Raw genomic sequence first — 21,215 nt, 5'->3', positions numbered from 1 at the left:
TTTGCGACCATGTCAAGAAAGATGAAGAACAAGGTTGTCTCCAACCTGAAAATAGAAAGGATAGCAGCTGAAGGAAAATGTGTTGCCCACCATGAAGGGAAAGTCGTGTTTGTTAAAGATGTAGCGCCCGGAGATGTGGTAGATGTGAGGATTACCAAAGGAAAAAGTTCTTTTATGGAAGGTGAGCCTATTGCCTTTCACGAATATTCCAAAGACAGGGTAGAACCGTTTTGTAGTCATTTTGGAGTCTGTGGTGGCTGTAAATGGCAGCATATCCACTATGACCTTCAGAAAAATTATAAATGGCAGCAGGTGATTGATCAGTTTGACCGCATAGCCAAAGTGGAAAATATGCCGGATGTCCTTCCGATTTTAGGTTCAGAAAATACCCGGTATTACAGAAATAAACTGGATTTTACTTTTTCTAACAACAGGTGGCTGACCAGAGAGGAAATCAATTCCGGGGAGCAGTTTGAGAGAAATGCTCTTGGTTTTCATATTCCAAAGATGTTTGACAAAATTGTCGACATTGAGCATTGTTACCTTCAGAATGACATCTCCAATGAGGTTAGAAATAGCCTGCGTGAATTTGCTTTGGCGCAAGGTCTTGGTTTTTATGATATCCGCAATCAGGAAGGTTTGCTCAGGAACCTTATCATCCGTACCAGCAGTACAGGAGAAAGTATGGTGATCGTGCAGTTTGGTGCAGACCATAAGGAAGAGATAGAGACTGTGATGGTATTTTTGAATGAAAAATTCCCCCAGATCACTTCATTACTTTATATCATCAACCTCAAGAAAAATGAAACTTTTCATGATTTGGAAGTGGTGACTTATGTCGGTAAACCTTACATTGAAGAAGAAATGGAGGGGCTGAAATTCAGGATTGGTCCAAAGTCTTTTTACCAGACCAACTCCGCACAGGCCTATGAGTTGTATAAGGTAACAAGGGAAATGGCAGACCTGCAGGGTGATGAAGTGGTATATGACCTATATACAGGCACCGGGACTATTGCCAATTTTGTGGCCAAGCAGGCTAAGCAGGTAATCGGAATCGAATATGTGGAAGCCGCCATTGAAGATGCGAAGCTCAATGCAGAGGTCAACGGCCTTGAAAATACGCTGTTTTATGCCGGAGACATGAAAGACATGCTCACCGAAGAGTTTATCAGCAAGCATGAAAGGCCTGATGTGGTCATTACCGATCCTCCAAGGGCAGGAATGCATGATGATGTAGTTCAGATGCTGCTTAAGCTGGAAGCTCCGAAAATTGTATATGTAAGCTGTAACCCTGCTACCCAGGCCCGGGATGTGGCTTTGCTTTCGGAAAAATATCAAGTAGATAAAATTCAGCCTGTCGATATGTTTCCTCAGACTTATCATGTGGAAAATGTAGTACGCTTAACTTTGAAAAGATTATGATATCAGATTTTAATGATCCGGAATTGAATGGCAAATACCTCGGGACAATTACCAAGGATTTTGTCAAAGTTTCAGAGGTGCTCAAAGAAGCTTCTTATCAGGTGAGGAGCAGAAAATTCTCCAAATATCCGATTTTTCCGATATCCAAAGAAGAGCAGCCCATAGGTCAATTGCTTTTGGGTAAAGATGAAAAGAAACTGGATTGGAATTATTACATCACCTATATAGATGAATTTTTGCAGAGGAAGCTAGTCTCCGAAGAACTGATTGAAGATTTTGAAAAGGCCTACAAAGATCCCGATGAGTTTTGTTGCCTTTTTGTGGTAGACAAGGATTTTACCAGCTTTGTGTATATTCCGTATCCGGAAGATTGATGGGGAGAGGTTAGAGAATAGAAGCGAGAGTTGAGAAGAGAGAGATAACGACATATTTCCTTCGAAATTCATTATTGGAAGTTCGATGTTCGATATTCAAAATTTCGAATATAGAATGATGAATAATGAATCAAGAAGTTTTTGGCGAAAGAAATTTGAGATAATATCGGCTTAGGATCAGACGGGAGGTAAGATTACCTAACAGCCTCGTAAATCGTCCTTCGTAAATGTCATTCATCAAGATTCAAGACAAATGACCAGAAAGCTGGTCCAATCTCCAATCTCCAATCTCCAATCTCCAATCTCCAATCTCCAATCTCCAATCTCCAATCTCCAATCTTCAATCTTCAATCTAAAATCTTCAATCTAAAATCCACCTCACCCAATCCCTAAATTTTTGACCTACTGATGGGCATGGTCATGCACCTAGGTCCGCCAAGTCCACGGGAAAGCTCTGAAGAGGGGATTTCCAGCACCTCAACCCCCATATTTCGAAGGGCAGTGTTGGTATGCTTGTTTCGGTTGTATGAGATCACCCGCCTCGGCCCGATGGCGAATACATTTGCACCATCAAACCATTGTTCTCTCATGGAGTAATCAGGATTGCCATCTGCTGTGGACAAGATTTCAAGGTGAGGGATTTCTCTTTCCAATACCGTCAGCAATGACTCTTTTAGGACTTGCCTTTTGATGTGCACTTTGTCTTCCTGAATTTCCTTTAAGGTATAAAGGGAAGTTTGCAGCACCGAATTGAGAGCATCGGGATAGGTAAGTACCAGGTTTTCATCCAGAATCGTAAACACGGTGTCCAAATGCATGTAGTTTCGCCTCTCAGGAAGGTGTACTTCATAGACCCGTTCTACGGTGCCCTCTGCCAGCAAAGCTTTGGCTACCTGATATATGGCTTTGGCATCAGTACGCTCTGAATTTCCTATTGCAACTGCTTTTTGGGATAAAATGATGATATCTCCACCTTCTATACTTGGGGAGGAGTTTTGACCTTCCAAAGGGTAAATTTGGTTCACATTTTCTTTGAAATCAGGATGATTTTCAAAAATGGCTTTAAGGATATTGGCTTCACGCTGCCTTCCTTCCATTTTCATACTGGAAAACACAATGCCTCCTGGAGTAATGGCCATGGGGTCTCTCTGGAAATATAGATTTGGGCTGGGAGGAATGATGAAGGCATAATCCATCAGTTCATTGGCCTGAAGGTTAGGGATTTTCCGTTTCAGTTCATGGACTTTGATTCCTGCAGTCAATGCCAGGGCGCATTCGGCGGTGGACAGCCTATCCAGTATCTGATCTTTGAGATAAGAAAGATTGGAAGGTTTCAGTGCCTGAAGCATCAATTCTTCGAGTATTTTTCTGTTTGTAAGCGTTTGGATAAGCAGTTCATGTAGCCTGTAAACCCTTGCACCAGTAGTTTCTTTGATAAGATTGCTGAAAAAATCATGTTCTTTCTGCATGGCTTCCAAATATGGAACATCTTCAAAAAGAAGGTATTCTTTATTGTAGGGAGTAAGTCTATCTATTTCTTTGGCAGGCCTGTGCATCAGTACAGCCTTCAAAGTGCCAAATTCGGAGTTAAGTCGGAGATTCATGGTGTAAAATTTAACCTTAATTTGTAAGGATACGGTAAATTATTGAAAATATGATCAAAAAAAAACCGGAAGCTATGTGCTTTCCGGTTTTAGGATTGATTGGTTTTTGTATTTTAAGCAAGCCAGCCTTCTACCTCTTCCTTGGTAGGGTTGGGTACTTGAAGCTTTAGTTTTTTTCTTCTTCCACAGACATCGTTAAACAACTTGTTGGCATCCATTTCCTTAAGTTGCTCGATGGTATGGATATTCAGGTCCCGGATCACCGGAATCAGGCCTTCCGGAATACCTTCTTTCATCAAATCTTCATCAGATGCGATTTTGACCTTTTTCTCCGGTCTCATCTGAGGGAAAAACAGCACTTCCTGAATGGTAGAATTGTCGGTGAGCAACATGGTCAATCTGTCTATGCCAATTCCAAGCCCTGAAGTGGGCGGCATGCCGTATTCCAGGGCGCGTAGGAAATCCTCGTCCATGGCCATTGCTTCATCATCACCTCTTGCTGCAAGTTTCAACTGGTCCTCGAACCTTTCTCTTTGATCGATAGGGTCATTAAGCTCTGTGTAAGCATTGGCGATTTCTTTGCCATTGACAAAAAGCTCAAACCTTTCTACCAAGCCATCTTTGCTTCGGTGCTTTTTGGCCAATGGGGTCATTTCGATAGGGTAGTCGGTGATATAAGTAGGCTGTACCAAGTTGGCTTCTACTTTTTCTCCGAATATTTCGTCAATGAGCTTTCCTTTGCCCATGCTGTCATCCACTGCAATGCCAAGGTCGGCACATACTTTTCTCAGGCCTTCCTCATCCATTTCACTGACATCTATGCCGGCATATTCCTTAATGGAATCATACATGCTCAAGCGTCTGTAAGGACCTGCAAAATCAATCTCTTTTTCCCCTACCTTAACTTTGGTGGTGCCGTGAATGGATGCCGTTACCTTTTCCAGCAGCTCTTCGACCATTTCCATCATCCAGATGTAATCTTTGTAGGCCACATAGATCTCCATGGAAGTGAATTCAGGGTTGTGGGTCCTGTCCATTCCTTCATTTCTGAACATTTTCCCAAACTCATACACTCCATCAAATCCACCTACAATCAGTCTTTTGAGGTAGAGTTCATTGGCGATTCTTAGGTACAATGGCATGTCCAAAGTGTTGTGATGGGTCTGGAATGGCCTTGCAGCCGCTCCTCCATGAACCTGCTGAAGGATGGGGGTTTCCACTTCCAACCAACCATGATTATCGAAATATCTCCGCATGTTGCTGATGATTTTCGACCTTGTGATAAATACCTGCTTTACTTCAGGATTGACTGTGAGGTCTACATAGCGTTGTCTGTAGCGAAGTTCAGGATCGGTAAATCCATCATATACATTTCCTTCATCGTCTCGCTTTACCACAGGAAGTGGTTTTACGGCTTTGGAAAGGATGGTCAGTTCAGTTACATGCAGAGAAATTTCCCCAGTCTGTGTAGTGAATATATAACCTTTGACGCCGATGAAATCACCTATTCCGAGAAGTTTTTTGAACACTGTATTATAGAGGGTCTTGTCCTCCTCCGGGCAGATGTCGTCTCTTCTTACATAGATCTGAAGTCTCCCTGTAGAGTCCTGGATTTCCGCAAAAGATGCGGAGCCCATTATTCGCCGGGTCATCAGCCTTCCGGCAATAGAGATGTTTTTGTAATCGTTTTTTCTGTTTTCGTAATTTCTGTGGATATCCTCCGCAGTCACATTGATAGGGAAAGAGGATGCAGGATATGGATTGATGCCTAATTTCATCAATTCTTCTCTGTCTTTTCTTCTTTCTATCTCCTGTTCGCTAAGTAGTTGCATTTTTTGCGTTGTGTTTATTTTTATAAGGTGCTTCAGATCCGCACCTCCCAAAGTTTTATTTTTTATGCTTTTTTACCGTTTAGGTTTTTCCTTCTGCTCATTTCTCTTCTTACCAGATCAAACTCCCTGCTGCTTTGTCCCGAGACAGATGTATTTTCTTCTGCTCTTCTGGAAAGATAGGGCATTACTTTTTCCACCGGACCATAAGGGACGTATTTTACTACATTGTAGCCGGCATCTGCCAAGTTGAATGAAATGTTGTCACTCATTCCATAAAGCTGGGCAAAATAAACCCTGTCATCTTTAGGGTCAATATTGTGGTCAGAGATCAATTCAGTAAGGTAGATGTTACTTTTTTCATTGTGTGAACCGGAAACTAATCCGATTGATTCAATATGTTCCACACAATATTCCAAGGCTGCATTATAATCTCTGTCTGAGGAGATTTTGTCCGGTTGGATTGGGCTGGGGTAACCTTTGTCTTCCGCACGTTTTCTCTCTTTCTCCATGTAAGCCCCTCTCACCAACTTTGCTCCTAGCCAATACCCTTTTTTTTCTGCCTCTTTATGGGCTTTTTTGAGCCTGTCCAACATGTCATGCCGGTACATTTGGTATGTGTTGTACACAATGCAGGTGTCTTTATTGTATTTTGCCATAGCTTCATAGGTCATCTGATCTATGATGTCCTGAAACCAGGACTCCTCAGCATCTACAAGGATTTTCGTATTGGCGTCAAAAGCTGCCCGACAAAGTTCATCCACCCTTCCTTTCATTCTTTCAAAACTTGCCTGCTCTTTTTCATTTAGCTTTTTCCCGGCCTGGACTTTGGTCATTATTTTATAATCCCCCAATCCTGTAACTTTAAATACCGCAAAAGGTATCCTGTCATCACCTGCCGATCTTGCAATAGTTTTTAGGATTTCCTGTTTGGTGGCTTCATAGCTTTCTTCATCGCCTTTGCCTTCCACAGAATAATCAAGAATGGTGTGGATGTTGAAGTCGGCTAGCTCTTTGATGTTTTTCTCACAGTCTTCAATGTCTTCACCACCACAAAAATGCCCAAACATGGTTTTTTTCATGATTCCCTTGATGGGAAGGCCCAAGGCAAATGACCAATTGGCCAGCTTGGTGCCCACACTTACGGCAAGGTTGCTGTTGACTGTAGCGAAAATGAGGTACATCTTTTTAAGCTCAGCATCGGACTTGGAGGCAAAAGCTACTTCTAGGTTCTCAAAAGAAATATTGGGTTTTACTGGCATAGCATGTCAATTCTGGCTGCAAATATATCAAAAAAACTCCACGGGCTTGGCTTATGTTTGGCTATTTCAGACCGTTGACATAAATATTCCCAAGACTTTTTTAGGCTTTCCAGTGGAGTAGATTCATACAAGATGCACTGAGAGAAAATCAGGCATACCAGATGCTTGTCTTGAAGGTCAATGAGGGAATTGTCTTAACTTGTCGCCCAAACTTAAAGGGTGTAAACTTGGTTTGTTCATTAATGGAAAAAGAAAAGGGATTTGATATTGCTTCGATAAGCGAATGGGGAGTGGGTTCTAAAGCCCCCTTGGTCATTGCAGGGCCATGTAGCGTGGAGACTCCTGAACAGTTGGACAGGACTGTTTCAGCCCTTGTGGAGAAAGGTTTTTCAGTGGTTAGGGGAGGAGTATGGAAGCCTAGGACCAGGCCTAATAGTTTTGAAGGAGTAGGGCATATTGCTTTGCCTTGGATCAAGGATGTCAAAGAAAAGTATGGAGTCAAATTTGCCATAGAGGTGGCAAGTCCGTACCATGTAGAAAAAGCTTTAGAGTTTGGCATTGATGTGCTTTGGCTTGGAGCCAGGACTACGGTCAATCCATTTGCCGTGCAGGATATTGCGGACAGCCTGAAGGGGGTTGATGTTCCTGTCTTAGTCAAAAATCCGGTTAATCCTGACCTGGCACTTTGGATTGGAGCATTGGAAAGGATACATCAGGCAGGGATCAGAAAAATCGGGGCCATTCATAGAGGCTTTTCCAACTTTAACGATCAGGTTTACAGAAATAGCCCGACCTGGCAGATTCCTCTTGAGCTAAAAACAAAAATCCCGAACCTTCCCATTATCAATGATCCCAGCCATATCTGCGGAAGAAGGGATTTACTTTCTTCGGTCGCGCAGATGGCAATGGATTTGAATTTTGAGGGCTTGATCGTCGAATCCCACATAGATCCTGATAAGGCCTGGTCTGACGCCTCACAACAAATCACACCTGAAGTATTGGGAGGCATGATTGCAGGGCTTCATATTAGAGAAGTCTCGGTGGAGAATCCGGTTTTTCAGTCTCAGTTGGATACGATTAGGGAACATATAGACCAGGTTGACCGTGAATTGCTGGAGGTGTTGAGCAGAAGGATTAGACTGGTGGAAAAAGCCGGTGAATACAAAAAGCTGAACAATGTGGCCATCTTCCAAATGGAAAGGTGGAAGACGGTTTTTGAATCAAGACCGGAATGGGGCAGATCCCTGCAACTTGAAGAAGGCTTTGTAAAGGAAATGTTTCAGTTGATCCATACGGAGTCGATCAAAAAACAGGAAGAAATTATGGAAAGTAAAATAGAAGGTGCAGAAAAGTTAGAAAAACCACAGTAGATTATTTCGTGAAAACTCATTCTATGTACGACATTTCTTGAAAGTGGAGTATTGTCGCGGGTTTTTGCATAAAAATTAAAAAAATGTTTAAAAATTGATTTGTTTTTAAAAAATGTGCCTTTACATTTGAGACATGATAATCGCAGGCTTCGCATATTTTACATTCTTTTACTTTTACTTTCGAATGAAAAATCGAATCGGAGCTGCTTATTGCCTTGTAAAAAACTAAAAGATTATAAACCAAGTGAAGAGCCCGATTCGAGAGAGTCGGGCTTTTTGCTTTTAAACTAACACCATTATGGAAAACCATTTACAAACCAAGGATTGGGGATTAGGTCTGAAAGGCCACACCATTATCGCAGGCCCATGCAGCGCCGAGACACCAGAGCAGATCGAAAAAGTCTGTCTCGCTATGAAAGAAGAAAATATGATCCCTGATGTTTTCAGGGCAGGTATCTGGAAGCCAAGAACGAGACCAGGAAGCTTTGAAGGTATAGGTGAAGATGGGTTGAAATGGATGGAAATTGTCAGGCACCACCTTAATATACCTATTACTACAGAAGTAGGCAATACAGCCCATGTGGAAATGGCACTCAAGCACAAAGTGGATGTGCTTTGGATAGGAGCAAGGACCACGGTCAACCCTTTTGCAGTACAAGAAATCGCTGAAGCCCTTCGTGGAGTGGATGTGCCTGTGATGGTGAAAAACCCTATGAATCCGGACCTTCAGCTTTGGCTGGGAGCTTTGGAAAGACTTCAGGCAGTTGGGATCAACAAGCTGGCAGCGATCCATAGAGGTTTTTCTGATTCTTATGACAAGAGATTCCGTAACAAGCCCAACTGGTCCATGCCGATTCACCTCAAAAGAGAGTGGAAAGGAATGGAAGTCATCAACGATCCAAGTCATATTGTTGGCAATAGAGAAGGGATTTTGGAAACCGCCCAAAGGGCAATCAATTTTGGATTGGACGGATTGATGATCGAGACCCATCATGACCCTGATAAGGCTTGGTCAGATGCCAAGCAACAAGTTACTCCAGGTAGATTGAAAGAAATCCTTTCGAAGATCGATTTCAAAGATACTTTAGCTACAGAAAATCCTAGTGAAAGACTCAATGACCTTAGAAATGCCATTGACCATTTGGATGATCAACTTTTGGATATCCTTCAGGAACGTTTTTCTATGATTGATCAGATAGGTGCTTACAAGAGAGAGCATCACCTCACAGTATTCCAGTCTGACAGGTGGAAATATGTGATGGAATCCAGAACCCAGAAGGGTGTTAATAAAAACCTCAGCGAAAAATTCATGAAGGAGCTGCTTTATTGTATCCATGAGGAATCAGTAAAAAGGCAGGAAAAGCAACTTCGCGAAGCGGATCCAATTAAAAAATAAAAATCATAAAATCCCGAAGGGCTAAATGGCCTTTCGGGATTCTGTTTTGACTATTTTTGAAATAAAAAGTTTTGGAGACCATCATCTTTTCCCAAAAGGTAGCCGAAGACCTGGGGAGTTATATCAAGCAATTAGGCTATTCCCGCTTGGGGATAATTACTGACAGCAATACAAAAGTCCACTGCTATCCGAAACTCGGGCAGTCTCTTCCGGAGCATGTGCATTTTAGTTTTGAGGCGGGTGAATCAAACAAAAACCTGACAACTTGTACTTCTATCTGGCAATGGATGACAGATGAGGGTTTTGACCGAAAGGCCTTGATCATCAACCTTGGAGGAGGAGTTACAGGAGATATGGGCGGATTTTGTGCAGCTACTTACAAAAGAGGCATCCGCTTCATCAATGTACCCACCACTTTACTTTCCCAAGTAGATGCCAGTGTGGGAGGTAAGTTGGGAATTGATTTCAATGGCTTCAAAAACCATATAGGTGTTTTCACCCAGCCCGAAGCAGTTTTTATTTCTGATTTGTTTCTCGAGACACTTTCTGAAGTGGAGCTCAGGTCAGGATATGCAGAAGTGATCAAGCATGGACTTATAAAAAGTAAATCTTATTTTGATTGCCTGAGAACTGAAGGCTGGCAAAACCAAGATTGGAGGGGTATCACTGAAAGATCTGTGCAGATCAAGAAAGAGGTCGTGGAAAAAGATCCCAAGGAATCAGGACTCAGAAAGATTTTGAATTTTGGACATACCATTGGCCATGCATTCGAATCTTATTACCTCAATACAGAAAAGCACTTACTTCACGGAGAAGCCATTGCGGTAGGCATGCTATGTGAGGCTTACCTTTCCAATCAAAAATCCGGATTGCCTGCTCAGGAATTGGCAATCATTGTAGAAAAGATTTTGGGAATATTTGGGAAATTTGAATTCCCGGAAGACCATATAAGTGGAATCTGCGACCTTTGCAGCCAGGACAAAAAGAATGAAGGGGACAAAATCAATTTCTCCCTACTTAGGGAATTGGGAAATTGTGATTTTAATATCCCTGTCAATAAGGAAGAAATTCAGCAGGCCATAATCTATTATAAGTCTCTTTAACCTAACCTATACACCCATTGAAAACACTAACCTTACCTCAGAAATCTTCTTTTTCATCTGTACATATTCCTTTGCCAGCTTCCAAAAGCGAAAGCAACAGGGCCTTGATCATCGATGCGCTGACGGATGGAGAAAATGAGCTTTATAACCTCGCAGAAGCCAGGGATACTCAGACCATGATACGTTTACTCAAGGAAAATCCCCCGGTTTTTGATGTGCTGGATGCAGGAACTACCATGCGGTTTTTGACTGCGTATGCAGCTGTCACCGACCAAAATAAGGTGCTTACGGGTACAGCCAGAATGTGTGAAAGGCCTATAGGTATATTGGTGGAAGCATTGAGGGAATTGGGTGCGGAAATCCACTATATGAATGTAGAGGGGTTTCCTCCTCTGGCAGTACATGGTCTGAAAGATCAGATTACCAATAAAGTAAAAATCAGGGGCGATGTCAGCAGTCAGTACATTTCGGCTTTGCTGATGATAGGACCAGTGCTTCCGCTTGGAATAGAACTGGAGCTCCAAGGGAAAGTGGGGTCAAGGACTTACATTGAAATGACGCTTCAGTTGATGAAATCTTTTGGAATTTCATATTCTTGGGAAGGGAATGTTATCAAAGTCGCTCCTCAGGATTATAAGCCTACAAAATTTCTTGTAGAAAGTGACTGGTCTGGAGCGAGCTATTGGTATAGCCTTCTGGCCTGCTCGGATGAGGGAGAGCTGTTTTTGGAAGGACTGAAAGCTGATAGCCTTCAGGGAGATTCTATGATAGTGGATTTAATGAGCTATTTGGGTGTCAAAAGCGAGTTCAATGATAAGGGAGTTTTGTTGACCAAGCAAGCAGTTAAGGGGCTGGATCATTGGGACTTTTCACATTGTCCGGATATTGCCCAGACGGTGGCGGTCACCTGTGCCATCATTGGTCAAAAAATGGACTTTACAGGGATTGAAAGTCTTAGGATCAAAGAGACGGACAGGATCTTTGCCTTGCAGGAAGAACTCGGGAAATTCAACGCCCGGTTCATTGAAGAGCAAGAAGGCATTTTCACCTTGATTCCTTCTGTGGATATGCCGGCTTCAGTACAGGTCAAAACCTATGATGATCACAGAATGGCGATGGCATTTATGCCCTTGATGACCAAGACAGAAGTAGTGATTGAAGAACCTGAAGTGGTCAATAAATCTTATCCAAGTTTTTGGAAGCATGTTGGCTTACTGAAGTGAAAGTGAAGAATTACATATACGTTTAAATTATTAGGAATATGTAGGATTTCAGTAAGCTAGCCAGATATAGCTGCTTGCACTTTAATCGAAGGTATTTGTCCTGAGCACTCATCCATCGTATTTATTTTATTCTCAAGTAGAAATTTTGGGAGTGCAGTAAAAAGATGGCCAATTCTTGCTTTAAATGAGTTTTTTAGGATTAAATTAGTTGGATAAAGCCCAGCACTATGAATTTCCGGAAGTTTCGTCCGTTGGTACTTTTTCCAATGGTCCTTTGGTCTTGCAGTTCATCTGAAGAAAAAATTTATCCAAGTAGAGAAAGGGTTTCTGAATCGATATATGCTTCAGGAACTATACGCTCCAAGAACCAGTACCAAGCGTATCTCAACGCTACGGGTACTGTTCAGGAAATTTTTCTGCAAGAAGGGGATTCTGTGGAGGTAGGCACGCCTATTCTTGCCATTTTTAATGAATCCGCAAGAGTCAACCGCGAATTGGCAGAGCTCAATCGGGCATATTCGGATATTCAGGCCAATCAAAATAGGCTGAAAGACCTAGAAGTCAATATAAATCTTGCAAAAAACAAGATGGTCAATGATTCTTTGCTTTGGGTAAGACAAAGAAGGCTTAAAGATCAAGGGATCGGGTCTTCTTTGGAGTTTGAACAAAGAGAGCTTGCCTATCAAAATTCGAGGACATCCTACGAAACCTCAGTTTTGAGGTATAATGAACTCAAAAGAGAAATAGAGTTCAATGAAAGATCGGCCTCTAAGAACCTTGCGATCAGCAGGGCTTTGGAAAGTGACCTGGTATTGAAAAGTGAAGTTAAGGGCTTGGTCTATTCCATTTTGAAAGAAAAGGGTGAAATGGTAAACGCCCAGACACCCTTGGCCATTTTGGGAAGTGGGGAAGAGTTTGTCCTGGAAATGCTGGTAGATGAATACGATATTTCCAAAGTGGAAAAAGGGCAAAAGATCCTGGTGAATATGGACAGCTATAGGGGGGAGGTCTTTGAGGCGGTGGTGTCTAAGATCAATCCTATAATGGATGAAAGAAACAAGACGTTTTTAGTAGAAGGGGTATTTGTAGAACAGCCATCAGTGCTTTACCCTAACCTTTCTTTAGAAGCAAATATCATCATTCAGGTCAAGGATGATGTGTTGATTATCCCAAGGTCTTTCCTTTTAAATGAATCCTTTGTGCTGAGCTCTGATCGGGATACCATAAAGGTGGAGGTGGGGATAAAGGATTTTCAGAAAGCAGAAATTATCTCCGGGATAGATGAAAACATGGCCTTAATCAAACCTTAGAGATGGGAATTGGTCTGATCCTCAATATGGCTAAAGCCCTTATGTTGGCTCGATTGAAACAAACAGTGATAGCTGGTGTTGGAGTGGTATTCAGTATCACCATGTTTGTTGCCTTGTTAGGCTTTATGAATGGTCTAAACCAGTTACTTGATGGATTGATTCTTAACAGAACTCCCCATATTAGATTTTATAATGAAATCAAAGCCTCTCCGCAGCAGCCGATTGAAATGAGTGCTTCCTATGATGGGTATTACCATGTCATCCGATCTGTAAAGCCGGCAGCTAGCCGTACCAGTATTTACAACAATGAGTCCATTATGAGGACACTCAAAGAAGACAGGAGGGTGTTGGGCGTGGCCCCAAAAATTGCTGCTCAGGTGTTTTTCAATGTAGGAGCCATAGACGTAAATGGAGTGATCAAAGGAATAGATGTAGAGGAGGAAAGCAGGCTTTTTGCTTTTGAAGATTATGTGGTTGATGGAGATTTTTTGGATCTGAAAAATACTGCCAATTCTATCATTTTGGGAAAAGGTGCCGCTGACAGGATGTTGGCTTCTATAGGAGATATGGTGCAAGTGACTACAGCTCAGGGGAGCAGGATGCAGCTGAAAGTAGTGGGTTTCTATCAATCAGGATTAGGGGAGTTGGATAATGTGCAATCCTATGCATCAATGGGGACTGTTCAAAAAATGCTTGGAGAACCCCCGTCCTTTGTAACAGACATTCAGGTCAAACTCCATGATTTTGAATTGGCTCCTCAGATGGCAAGGGAGTATAAAGAAGTTTTTGGAATTGATGCGGATGATATTCAAACTGTCAATGCCCAATTTGAAGCAGGGACTGGCATACGGTCATTGATCAGTTATGCAGTCGGAGTGACTTTGTTGATAGTCTCGGGTTTCGGAATATACAATATCCTCAATATGATGATCTATGAAAAAATGGACACCATAGCCATATTGAAAGCAATTGGTTTTTCAGGCAGAGATGTAAATATGGTTTTTATCACCATAGCTTTGGCTATCGGGTTTTTTGGGGGACTGTTGGGGTTGATGTTTGGGTTTTTGGCGGGCTTAGGAATAGAGCAGGTACCTTTTGAATTGGAAGCGCTTCCGACCATAAAAACCCTACCAGTGGACTTCAGTCCAAAGTACTATATCATCGCTGGAGTGTTTAGCTTGGTGACTACTTATTTTGCGGGATATTTTCCTGCAAGAAAAGCCAGCAGTATTGATCCTGTAGATATCATCCGAGGCAAATAGATAGAAAAGATGAGAGGAAAGCCTGTAATCGAAGCACAGAAAATCAATAAATATTTTTACAGTCCCGAGAAAACAAGGGTTTTGAAGGATGTGAGTTTTCAAGTGACCAGAGGGGAATTTGTCTCTGTGATGGGCAAGTCAGGATGTGGTAAATCTACTTTGCTGTATATTCTCTCTACCATGGATACGGATTATGAAGGGGAGTTGTGGATTGATGAAGAGCTTGTGACCGGGAAAAAGGCAAATAGGCTATCGCAGATCAGAAATGAGAAGATCGGTTTTGTTTTTCAATTTCATTACCTGCTCAATGAGTTCAGTGTTTTGGAGAATGTTATGATTCCCGGGCTTAAGCTGAACCGGAAAACCAAAGAGGAACTTGAGCAAATAGCCATGGAAAAATTACGGATTTTTGACATGCAGGATCATGCTTTAAAGAAAGCCAACCAACTCTCGGGAGGGCAAAAGCAGCGGGTAGCCATTGCAAGATCGCTGATGAATGACCCTCTGATCATTATGGGAGATGAGCCTACGGGCAACCTCGATAAAAAAAACTCAGATATTGTATTTAACATTTTCAAAGAACTTGCCCAGGAGTTTCATCAGACCATGCTGATTGTCACCCATGATCCTGAATTTGCTGCTGGGACCGATAGGATAATTGAAATGGAGGATGGTTGGGTTGTAAATCATTAATTTTCAGTGTTTAAAATGCTTTTTTCAACTTTTTGAATTTGATTTTAGCCTTATTCAAAAAAAGGCTCAAGAAATTGGGCCTTTTTTTTATGATTTGTTTTTGTTTCAATTGAATCTGGCATTAGTAGCCCCAGTCATACAAAATCCTTAGGTATTTTCGGCCCATCTCTGGAAAGATTCGTATCTTAGAGATATTCACCAAAAACAGATTTTTATGAGTAAAAAGACAGAATACAGTTTGTTTGACGATGTTTGTGGTTTTGTGGATGATGCAGCCAAACACATGGATTTGCATCCTGGTTTACTGGACCAAATCAAACAATGCAACAGTATCTACAAGTTTAATTTTCCATTAAGAAATGAGGATGGAACCTATGAAACCATTACAGGATACAGGATTCAACACTCTCACCATAAACTTCCCGTAAAAGGGGGTATACGTTACAGCGAGCATGTAGACGAGGAGGAAGTCAAGGGACTTGCCGCTTTGATGACTTACAAATGTGCCCTGGTCAATGTTCCCTTTGGTGGGGCCAAAGGAGGAGTAAGCATTGACCCCCTGAAATACAACGAAAGACAACTGGAGAAAATCACAAGAAGGTATACTGCAGAATTGATCAAGAAAAAGTTTATTGGTCCTGCCATAGATGTTCCGGCACCTGATTATGGTACAGGGGCAAGAGAAATGGCCTGGATTGTGGATACTTTTGAGGCTTTTAATCCCGAACTGATCAATGCAAAAGGAGCAGTTACCGGTAAGCCCCTGTCCCAACACGGAATCGACGGGAGGACAGAAGCTACCGGACAGGGTGTGTTTTTTGGTATCAGGGAAGCCGTGAGTGTGGAAGAGGATATGGAGGAGTTAGGCTTGTCTGTGGGTCTGAGAGGTAAAAAAGTTATTGTTCAAGGTTTGGGTAATGTGGGATATTATTCGGCCAAATACCTCAGTGAGGCGGGAGCCAAGATTGTAGGGATAGCAGAATGGAACGGTGGGATTTGGGATGAATCCGGTATCGACATAGAAGCATTGAAAACTTACCAGATTGAAAATAAAGGATTTAAAGGATTTAATAAAGGTGAATTCATCAAAGATAGCAAGGAGTTGTTGACATACCCTTGCGATATCCTAATTCCTGCGGCTTTGGAAAATCAGATTACCAAAGACAATGCAGCCAAAGTGCAGGCTAAGATCATAGGAGAAGCTGCCAACGGTCCTGTTACCAATGAAGCAGAGAAAATCCTGTTGAAAAATGGGGTTTTGGTTGTGCCTGACATGTATCTCAATGCAGGTGGTGTGACTGTTTCTTATTTTGAATGGTTGAAAAATCTCTCGAGGGTATCTTTTGGGAAACTGGAAAAAAGATACGATATGGAAAAATACCGGAAACTACTAGGAACGATTGAGAATGCCACCGGGGAGCGTTTTACAGAAGATGAAAAAGATTCCTTGATAAAAGGAGCATCCGAAAGGGACCTGGTACTTTCAGGTCTGGAAGAGACCATGGTGACCGCGTATCATGACATGAACAAAACCCGAAAAGAAAAAGGAATCAAAAGCCTGAGGACAGCCGGCTTTATACTTGCTTTGCAGAGGATTTCCATCAGTTATATGGATTTGGGAATTTTCCCATAAAAAAGGCCGGAAATTCCCGGGCTTTTTTATGCAGTTCAAAGTATAAAATCCAATGTCGTTTAGTTTTGGGTAACTTTTCCAAAGTTCAGATTTGTAAACAATGTTAGTTTTTACATTTAATCCAACTTTGGAAAAGTTTAAATTCAACTTTTAGTCTTAACTAAATGACATTGGTATAAAATCTATAATTTCTCGATTTTTTGGTAGGAAGCCAATACTCCCCGGACCATGGCAGCCGAAAATCCCTGATGCTCCATTTCATTGAGTCCTACGATGGTGCAGCCCTTTGGAGTGGTTACCTTATCGATGGCTTCTTCAGGATGCATGTCTTTTTGGATCATTAGCTCTGCAGCGCCTTTTACGGTTTGATTTACTATTTGACTGGCAGTTTTGGCGTCAAATCCAATCTGAATGCCTCCCTGAATCATGGCCCTCATAAATCTCAAAACATAAGCGATACCACATGCCCCGAGCACAGTAGCGGCTTCCATAAGGCTTTCATCTATGGTGATGCTCTGCCCAATGCTGTCAAACAGGCTAATGATTTTGGATTCGTGCTCATGTTTGAAGTTTTTGCCGCAAATACAGGTGATAGATTCCCTGATGTCTGCCGCAATATTGGGCATGGCCCTGAACACAACGGTGGTCGGATCTACTACCTGGTAGATTTCCTCTAAGGTAATCCCTGTTGCCAGGGATACAATGATTTGTTTTTTAGGATGGAGTACAGGCTTGATTTCCTTCAGGATATTGGTGACATTGAAGGGCTTGACACCCAAAATGATGATGTCAGCTTCTGTTGAAGCAATCAAATTGTCAGAATGAACCCGCACACCTTTATCTTGGAAAGAAAGCAGGTTTTTTGGATTTCTTTTGGTGACATGGATATGGTCAGCCGAAATTTCAGCAAGGTTGAGCAGCCCGTTTAAAATGGAACTTCCCAAATTGCCACAGCCGATGATGGCGATTTTTGTATGCTTTAACATGGTTTTTGGCGAAAGATGGTTTTTCTATAGTTTGTAAAGGTAAAAAGTTATCCTTTACAGTGAGGTGTTTAGCATATTTTTAATGGATGACTTAGGAGGTTTTGATTTCAAAAAATCATTGGCATATCCCTTCATTTTTTTGGAATTAGACAGGCTCTAAAGCAATAAAAAGTTAACTTTGACATTTTAAAATCAAAAAGCTGAATGCCAAAATTAATCAGAATAACAACAGTCCCACTTTCGCTCAAACTTTTATTGGCAGGCCAGATGAGATTTATGAAAGAAGCTGGGTGGGATGTGTTGATGGTAAGCGCAGACGGAAGAGAGGTCCAGGAAGTATGCAGAAGGGAAGGCTGTTCTCACTACGTTATTCCATTTACCAGAAAGATAACTCCATTTCATGATTTGTATTGCCTGTGGTTGCTTTTCAGGTTGTTTAAGAGAGAAAAGCCGGACATAGTACATTCCCATACCCCTAAGGCAGGCCTATTGGCTATGATTGCCGCCAAACTTGCCGGAGTAAAGACCAAAATCCACACAGTAGCAGGGATGCCATATATGGTAGCAGAGAAGAATAAAAAACGACTGCTAATTGCCATGGAAAAGCTTACTTTCAAGTGGGCAGATGAGGTTTGGCCCAATTCACATTCGCTCAAGAATTTTATGCTTGAAGAAGGCCTACTTGACGAAAGCAAGGTAAAAGTGATAGGGCATGGCTCTTCCAACGGAGTGGATCTGGAAAGATTCAGCAGGAATGCATTGGCCGAAAATCATTTGATTGCCGCTACAATAAGAATTACGCCCTCAGAAAATGATTTCCTCATTTTGGCTGTAGGCAGGTTGGTCAGGGATAAAGGAGTGGAGGAACTGGTGGAGGCCTTTTTGCAATCCAAAGTATCCCAATACGGGAAGTTGGTGCTTTTGGGCTCTTTTGAGCAAAAACTGAATCCAATCAATGATGACATCATCCGAAAAATTCAGGACCATCCAAGGATAGTACAGGTAGAGTGGTCAGACCATGTGGCACACTATTTTGCATTGGCTGACGTGCTGGTACATGCTTCTCATAGGGAAGGATTCCCCAACGTTCTTCTGGAAGCAGGAGCCATGCAAGTACCGGTGATCTGTTCGGATATCATAGGTAATGTGGATCTGATAGCCAATAGAAAGACCGGCTTGGTTTTTCCTGTCAAAAATGCTGAAATACTTAAGGACGCTTTAGAGTTTGCTTTTGTCAAAAGAGACTACATGCAGCAATTGGCGGATAACCTTTATCAGGAAGTAAGGGAGAAATTTGATAGAAAGGATATGCATCAGCTGATTTTAGAAAATTATAAGAGGCTTTTGGCCGATGATCCTCAAAATCAAAGTGCTTAGTTTGATATTTATGGAAATACTTGTGTTAATTTGCTATTGGCAAGAACCAATTTAATTCTTTCAATGAAACCACTATTTACGATTTTTGAAATTTACCCTTTTCATCTGGAAGAGTGGGAAAAGCTCAGAAATAAGAATATGGTTTTTTACAAATCAATTTTATACAAATGAAATATTTGATTACCGGTACTGCCGGTTTTATTGGGTTCCATCTAGCCCATTTGTTGCTTGAAAGGGGAGATTTCGTGGTGGGGATTGATAATATCAACGATTATTATGATGTCAACCTGAAGTTTGCAAGACTTTCTGAGAGCGGGATTGATAAGGAAAAGATCCAGGACCATCAACCGGTAAGTTCATCCAGATTTGAAAAATACACTTTTGTAAAGATGGATTTGGCGGATAAATCAGCCATGATGGCTTTGTTTGAAAAGGAGAAATTTGATGTAGTGATCAACCTTGCTGCCCAAGCAGGGGTACGGTATTCACTTATCAATCCTACTGCCTATATTGATACCAATGTTTCAGGCTTTGTGAATATTCTTGAGGCCTGTAGGGCGTATCCGGTCAAGCATTTGGTATATGCCTCCTCAAGCTCAGTGTACGGTGCCAATACAAGTATGCCTTTTTCCACTTCGGATAATGTTGATCATCCTTTAAGCTTGTACGCAGCTTCTAAGAAGTCCAACGAACTGATGGCCCATACTTACAGCCATCTTTTCAATATTCCCACCACAGGCTTGAGGTTTTTTACAGTTTATGGTCCTTGGGGAAGACCCGATATGGCATTGTTCCTTTTTATAGAAGCCATTTCCAAAGATGAGCCTATTCAGGTTTTCAACCATGGCAAAATGAAAAGGGACTTCACTTATGTAGGAGATATAGTGGAGGGTATAAAAAGAGTCGCCGATACCGTCCCGGCTGGAAGCCCGGAATGGTCCGGGGATGATCCCGATCCAGGAAGCTCTTATGCGCCATACAAAGTTTACAATATTGGGAATTCCAACCCGGTAGAACTGATGGATTATATAGGTGCTTTGGAAAAGGCACTTGGGAAAGTGGCAAAAAAGGAAATGTTGCCTTTACAGGCAGGGGACGTTCCCGCTACATTTGCTGATGTCACTGATCTGATGCGGGATACAGGCTACAAGCCGGACACTTCTGTGGAAACGGGAGTAGCTAAATTTGTAGAATGGTACAGAGCGTTTTATAAAAAATAATTTTCAACAAGTTTTTTATTCAAAAGAAATGAAAAAGAACATTTTGATTACAGGAGGTGCCGGATTTATCGGCAGTCATGTGGTAGCACTTTTTGTCAAGAATTACCCTGATTATCATATTGTCAACTTGGATGTGCTTACCTACGCTGGCAATCTTGAAAACCTTAAGGAAATAGAAGGCGCTTCCAATTACACCTTTGAAAAGGTGGATATATTGGACGAGTCTGAACTTAATCAGGTGTTTGAAAAGCATGACATCACTGATGTGATCCATTTGGCTGCGGAGTCCCATGTGGACAGGTCTATTTCTGACCCATTGGCTTTTGTGAGAACCAATGTTATCGGGACCGTGAATCTTCTGAATGCTGCAAAATCTTACTGGAAAGATTATGAGAAACACCTTTTTTACCATATCTCAACAGATGAAGTGTATGGATCCTTAGATGATGGAGGCTTTTTCCTTGAGACTACTCCTTATGACCCACAGTCACCTTACTCCGCTTCCAAAGCTTCTTCAGATCATTTTGTTAGGGCATATAACAATACCTACAAGCTGAGGACTGTAATCTCTAATTGCAGTAATAATTATGGCCCAAATCAGTTTCCTGAAAAACTGATTCCACTTTGTATCAACAATATCAAAAATAACAAAGCACTTCCGGTCTACGGTAAAGGAGAAAACATCCGTGACTGGTTGTATGTAGTGGACCATGCAAGGGCAATTGATGTGGTGTTTCACTCTGGGAAAAATGGGGAAACTTACAATATCGGTGGGTTTAACGAGTGGAAAAACATAGATATCGTCAGAACTCTCTGTAAGATAATGGATAGAAAGCTAGGCAGGGAAGAAGGGACTTCTGAAAAGTTGATCACCTTTGTCAAAGACAGGGCCGGCCATGACCATAGGTATGCCATTGATGCCAGCAAGATCCAGCAGGAATTGGGCTGGGAACCAAGTCTTCAATTTGAGGAAGGAATAGAAAAGACAGTGGACTGGTACCTTGGAAATGAGGCCTGGCTTGAAAATGTCACTTCAGGTAATTACCAGAAGTACTATGAGGAACATTACGAATAAAAGTATTTGTTTTTTTGGGGAGTATGAATAAATAGACCTATTATTAATCCTTAGTAATGTAGGAAGAAATTAATTG

The 21,215-nt window shown here is 41.8% G+C and carries 17 protein-coding genes; 13 read left to right on the top strand and 4 right to left on the bottom strand.

The features are described from left to right. Positions 1–9: 9 nt before the first annotated feature. On the top strand, positions 10–1,422 hold the full coding sequence (gene rlmD / locus EGN73_RS05720; RefSeq protein WP_219287564.1) for a 23S rRNA (uracil(1939)-C(5))-methyltransferase RlmD: 1,413 nt from the start codon (positions 10–12) through the stop codon (positions 1,420–1,422). Further along, positions 1,419–1,796, top strand: a complete 378-nt coding sequence (locus EGN73_RS05715) for a hypothetical protein (protein WP_219287563.1) — start codon at positions 1,419–1,421, stop codon at positions 1,794–1,796. The genes rlmD and EGN73_RS05715 overlap by 4 nt, the downstream gene beginning before the upstream one ends. Before the next feature lie 389 nt (positions 1,797–2,185). On the opposite strand, the gene EGN73_RS05710 is transcribed toward EGN73_RS05715, so the two are convergent. The 3 genes from EGN73_RS05710 to EGN73_RS05700 form a co-directional block, all read right to left on the bottom strand. Next, entirely contained in the window at positions 2,186–3,400 is a 1,215-nt protein-coding gene (locus EGN73_RS05710; RefSeq protein WP_219287562.1) for an arginine deiminase, read from the bottom strand. Positions 3,401–3,513: 113 nt separating this feature from the next. Next, complete coding sequence (gene lysS / locus EGN73_RS05705; protein ID WP_219287561.1) at positions 3,514–5,232, bottom strand: lysine--tRNA ligase; 1,719 nt, start codon at positions 5,230–5,232, stop codon at positions 3,514–3,516. Between the two features lie 62 nt (positions 5,233–5,294). Further along, positions 5,295–6,491, bottom strand: a complete 1,197-nt coding sequence (locus tag EGN73_RS05700; RefSeq protein WP_219287560.1) for a proline dehydrogenase family protein — start codon at positions 6,489–6,491, stop codon at positions 5,295–5,297. A gap of 242 nt (positions 6,492–6,733) precedes the next feature. On the opposite strand from EGN73_RS05700, the gene EGN73_RS05695 reads away from it, so the two are divergent. From EGN73_RS05695 to EGN73_RS05660, 8 genes are all read left to right on the top strand, one after another. Continuing rightward, positions 6,734–7,861 carry a bifunctional 3-deoxy-7-phosphoheptulonate synthase/chorismate mutase type II gene (locus EGN73_RS05695; protein ID WP_219287559.1) on the top strand — a complete coding sequence of 376 codons (1,128 nt, stop codon included), beginning with the start codon at positions 6,734–6,736 and terminating at the stop codon, positions 7,859–7,861. 298 nt (positions 7,862–8,159) lie between these two features. Beyond that, positions 8,160–9,257, top strand: coding sequence for a chorismate mutase (locus tag EGN73_RS05690; protein WP_219287558.1), 1,098 nt, complete (start codon positions 8,160–8,162; stop codon positions 9,255–9,257). Positions 9,258–9,328: 71 nt separating this feature from the next. Continuing rightward, a complete protein-coding gene (gene aroB / locus EGN73_RS05685) occupies positions 9,329–10,360 on the top strand; it encodes a 3-dehydroquinate synthase (RefSeq protein WP_219287557.1) in 1,032 nt (343 codons plus the stop codon). Positions 10,361–10,377: 17 nt separating this feature from the next. Next, complete coding sequence (locus EGN73_RS05680; RefSeq protein ID WP_219287556.1) at positions 10,378–11,583, top strand: 3-phosphoshikimate 1-carboxyvinyltransferase; 1,206 nt, start codon at positions 10,378–10,380, stop codon at positions 11,581–11,583. 227 nt (positions 11,584–11,810) lie between these two features. After that, the gene (locus EGN73_RS05675; RefSeq protein ID WP_219287555.1) at positions 11,811–12,893 is read left to right on the top strand and encodes an efflux RND transporter periplasmic adaptor subunit; all 1,083 of its coding nucleotides are present in this window, start codon (positions 11,811–11,813) and stop codon (positions 12,891–12,893) included. A gap of 2 nt (positions 12,894–12,895) precedes the next feature. Next, positions 12,896–14,155, top strand: a complete 1,260-nt coding sequence (locus EGN73_RS05670; RefSeq protein ID WP_219287554.1) for an ABC transporter permease — start codon at positions 12,896–12,898, stop codon at positions 14,153–14,155. 9 nt (positions 14,156–14,164) lie between these two features. Next, a complete protein-coding gene (locus EGN73_RS05665; protein ID WP_219287553.1) occupies positions 14,165–14,848 on the top strand; it encodes an ABC transporter ATP-binding protein in 684 nt (227 codons plus the stop codon). A 214-nt stretch (positions 14,849–15,062) separates the two neighbouring features. Beyond that, positions 15,063–16,481, top strand: coding sequence for a Glu/Leu/Phe/Val family dehydrogenase (locus EGN73_RS05660; RefSeq protein ID WP_219287552.1), 1,419 nt, complete (start codon positions 15,063–15,065; stop codon positions 16,479–16,481). Positions 16,482–16,663: 182 nt separating this feature from the next. Here the strand turns inward: EGN73_RS05660 and proC are convergent, their stop codons facing one another. Further along, entirely contained in the window at positions 16,664–17,467 is an 804-nt protein-coding gene (gene proC / locus EGN73_RS05655; RefSeq protein WP_219287551.1) for a pyrroline-5-carboxylate reductase, read from the bottom strand. Between the two features lie 204 nt (positions 17,468–17,671). Here proC and EGN73_RS05650 point away from each other — a divergent pair, with 204 nt between their 5' ends. From EGN73_RS05650 to rfbB, 3 genes are all read left to right on the top strand, one after another. Continuing rightward, entirely contained in the window at positions 17,672–18,844 is a 1,173-nt protein-coding gene (locus tag EGN73_RS05650) for a glycosyltransferase family 4 protein (RefSeq protein WP_219287550.1), read from the top strand. Between the two features lie 167 nt (positions 18,845–19,011). After that, complete coding sequence (locus EGN73_RS05645; protein WP_219287549.1) at positions 19,012–20,064, top strand: NAD-dependent epimerase; 1,053 nt, start codon at positions 19,012–19,014, stop codon at positions 20,062–20,064. 28 nt (positions 20,065–20,092) lie between these two features. Then, entirely contained in the window at positions 20,093–21,139 is a 1,047-nt protein-coding gene (rfbB, locus tag EGN73_RS05640) for a dTDP-glucose 4,6-dehydratase (RefSeq protein WP_219287548.1), read from the top strand. Positions 21,140–21,215 lie beyond the last annotated feature (76 nt).

This window comes from Arthrospiribacter ruber (assembly GCF_019343195.1).
GTDB classification, from domain to species: domain Bacteria; phylum Bacteroidota; class Bacteroidia; order Cytophagales; family Cyclobacteriaceae; genus Arthrospiribacter; species Arthrospiribacter ruber.
The sequence above is the reverse complement of the archived record's forward strand: the minus strand, read 5'-3'. Positions and strand labels throughout refer to the sequence as shown.

What these genes read in the sequence shown, in the direction of transcription:
- EGN73_RS05645 (WP_219287549.1), top strand. Translation starts at nt 19,012, where the DNA reads ATGAAATATTTGATTACCGGTACTGCCGGTTTTATTGGGTTCCATCTA.
- EGN73_RS05695 (WP_219287559.1), top strand. Translation starts at nt 6,734, where the DNA reads ATGGAAAAAGAAAAGGGATTTGATATTGCTTCGATAAGCGAATGGGGA.
- EGN73_RS05665 (WP_219287553.1), top strand. Translation starts at nt 14,165, where the DNA reads ATGAGAGGAAAGCCTGTAATCGAAGCACAGAAAATCAATAAATATTTT.
- lysS (WP_219287561.1), bottom strand. Translation starts at nt 5,232, where the DNA reads ATGCAACTACTTAGCGAACAGGAGATAGAAAGAAGAAAAGACAGAGAA.
- rlmD (WP_219287564.1), top strand. Translation starts at nt 10, where the DNA reads ATGTCAAGAAAGATGAAGAACAAGGTTGTCTCCAACCTGAAAATAGAA.
- EGN73_RS05715 (WP_219287563.1), top strand. Translation starts at nt 1,419, where the DNA reads ATGATATCAGATTTTAATGATCCGGAATTGAATGGCAAATACCTCGGG.
- EGN73_RS05700 (WP_219287560.1), bottom strand. Translation starts at nt 6,491, where the DNA reads ATGCCAGTAAAACCCAATATTTCTTTTGAGAACCTAGAAGTAGCTTTT.
- EGN73_RS05650 (WP_219287550.1), top strand. Translation starts at nt 17,672, where the DNA reads ATGCCAAAATTAATCAGAATAACAACAGTCCCACTTTCGCTCAAACTT.
- EGN73_RS05660 (WP_219287552.1), top strand. Translation starts at nt 15,063, where the DNA reads ATGAGTAAAAAGACAGAATACAGTTTGTTTGACGATGTTTGTGGTTTT.
- proC (WP_219287551.1), bottom strand. Translation starts at nt 17,467, where the DNA reads ATGTTAAAGCATACAAAAATCGCCATCATCGGCTGTGGCAATTTGGGA.
- rfbB (WP_219287548.1), top strand. Translation starts at nt 20,093, where the DNA reads ATGAAAAAGAACATTTTGATTACAGGAGGTGCCGGATTTATCGGCAGT.
- EGN73_RS05710 (WP_219287562.1), bottom strand. Translation starts at nt 3,400, where the DNA reads ATGAATCTCCGACTTAACTCCGAATTTGGCACTTTGAAGGCTGTACTG.
- EGN73_RS05670 (WP_219287554.1), top strand. Translation starts at nt 12,896, where the DNA reads ATGGGAATTGGTCTGATCCTCAATATGGCTAAAGCCCTTATGTTGGCT.
- EGN73_RS05675 (WP_219287555.1), top strand. Translation starts at nt 11,811, where the DNA reads ATGAATTTCCGGAAGTTTCGTCCGTTGGTACTTTTTCCAATGGTCCTT.
- EGN73_RS05690 (WP_219287558.1), top strand. Translation starts at nt 8,160, where the DNA reads ATGGAAAACCATTTACAAACCAAGGATTGGGGATTAGGTCTGAAAGGC.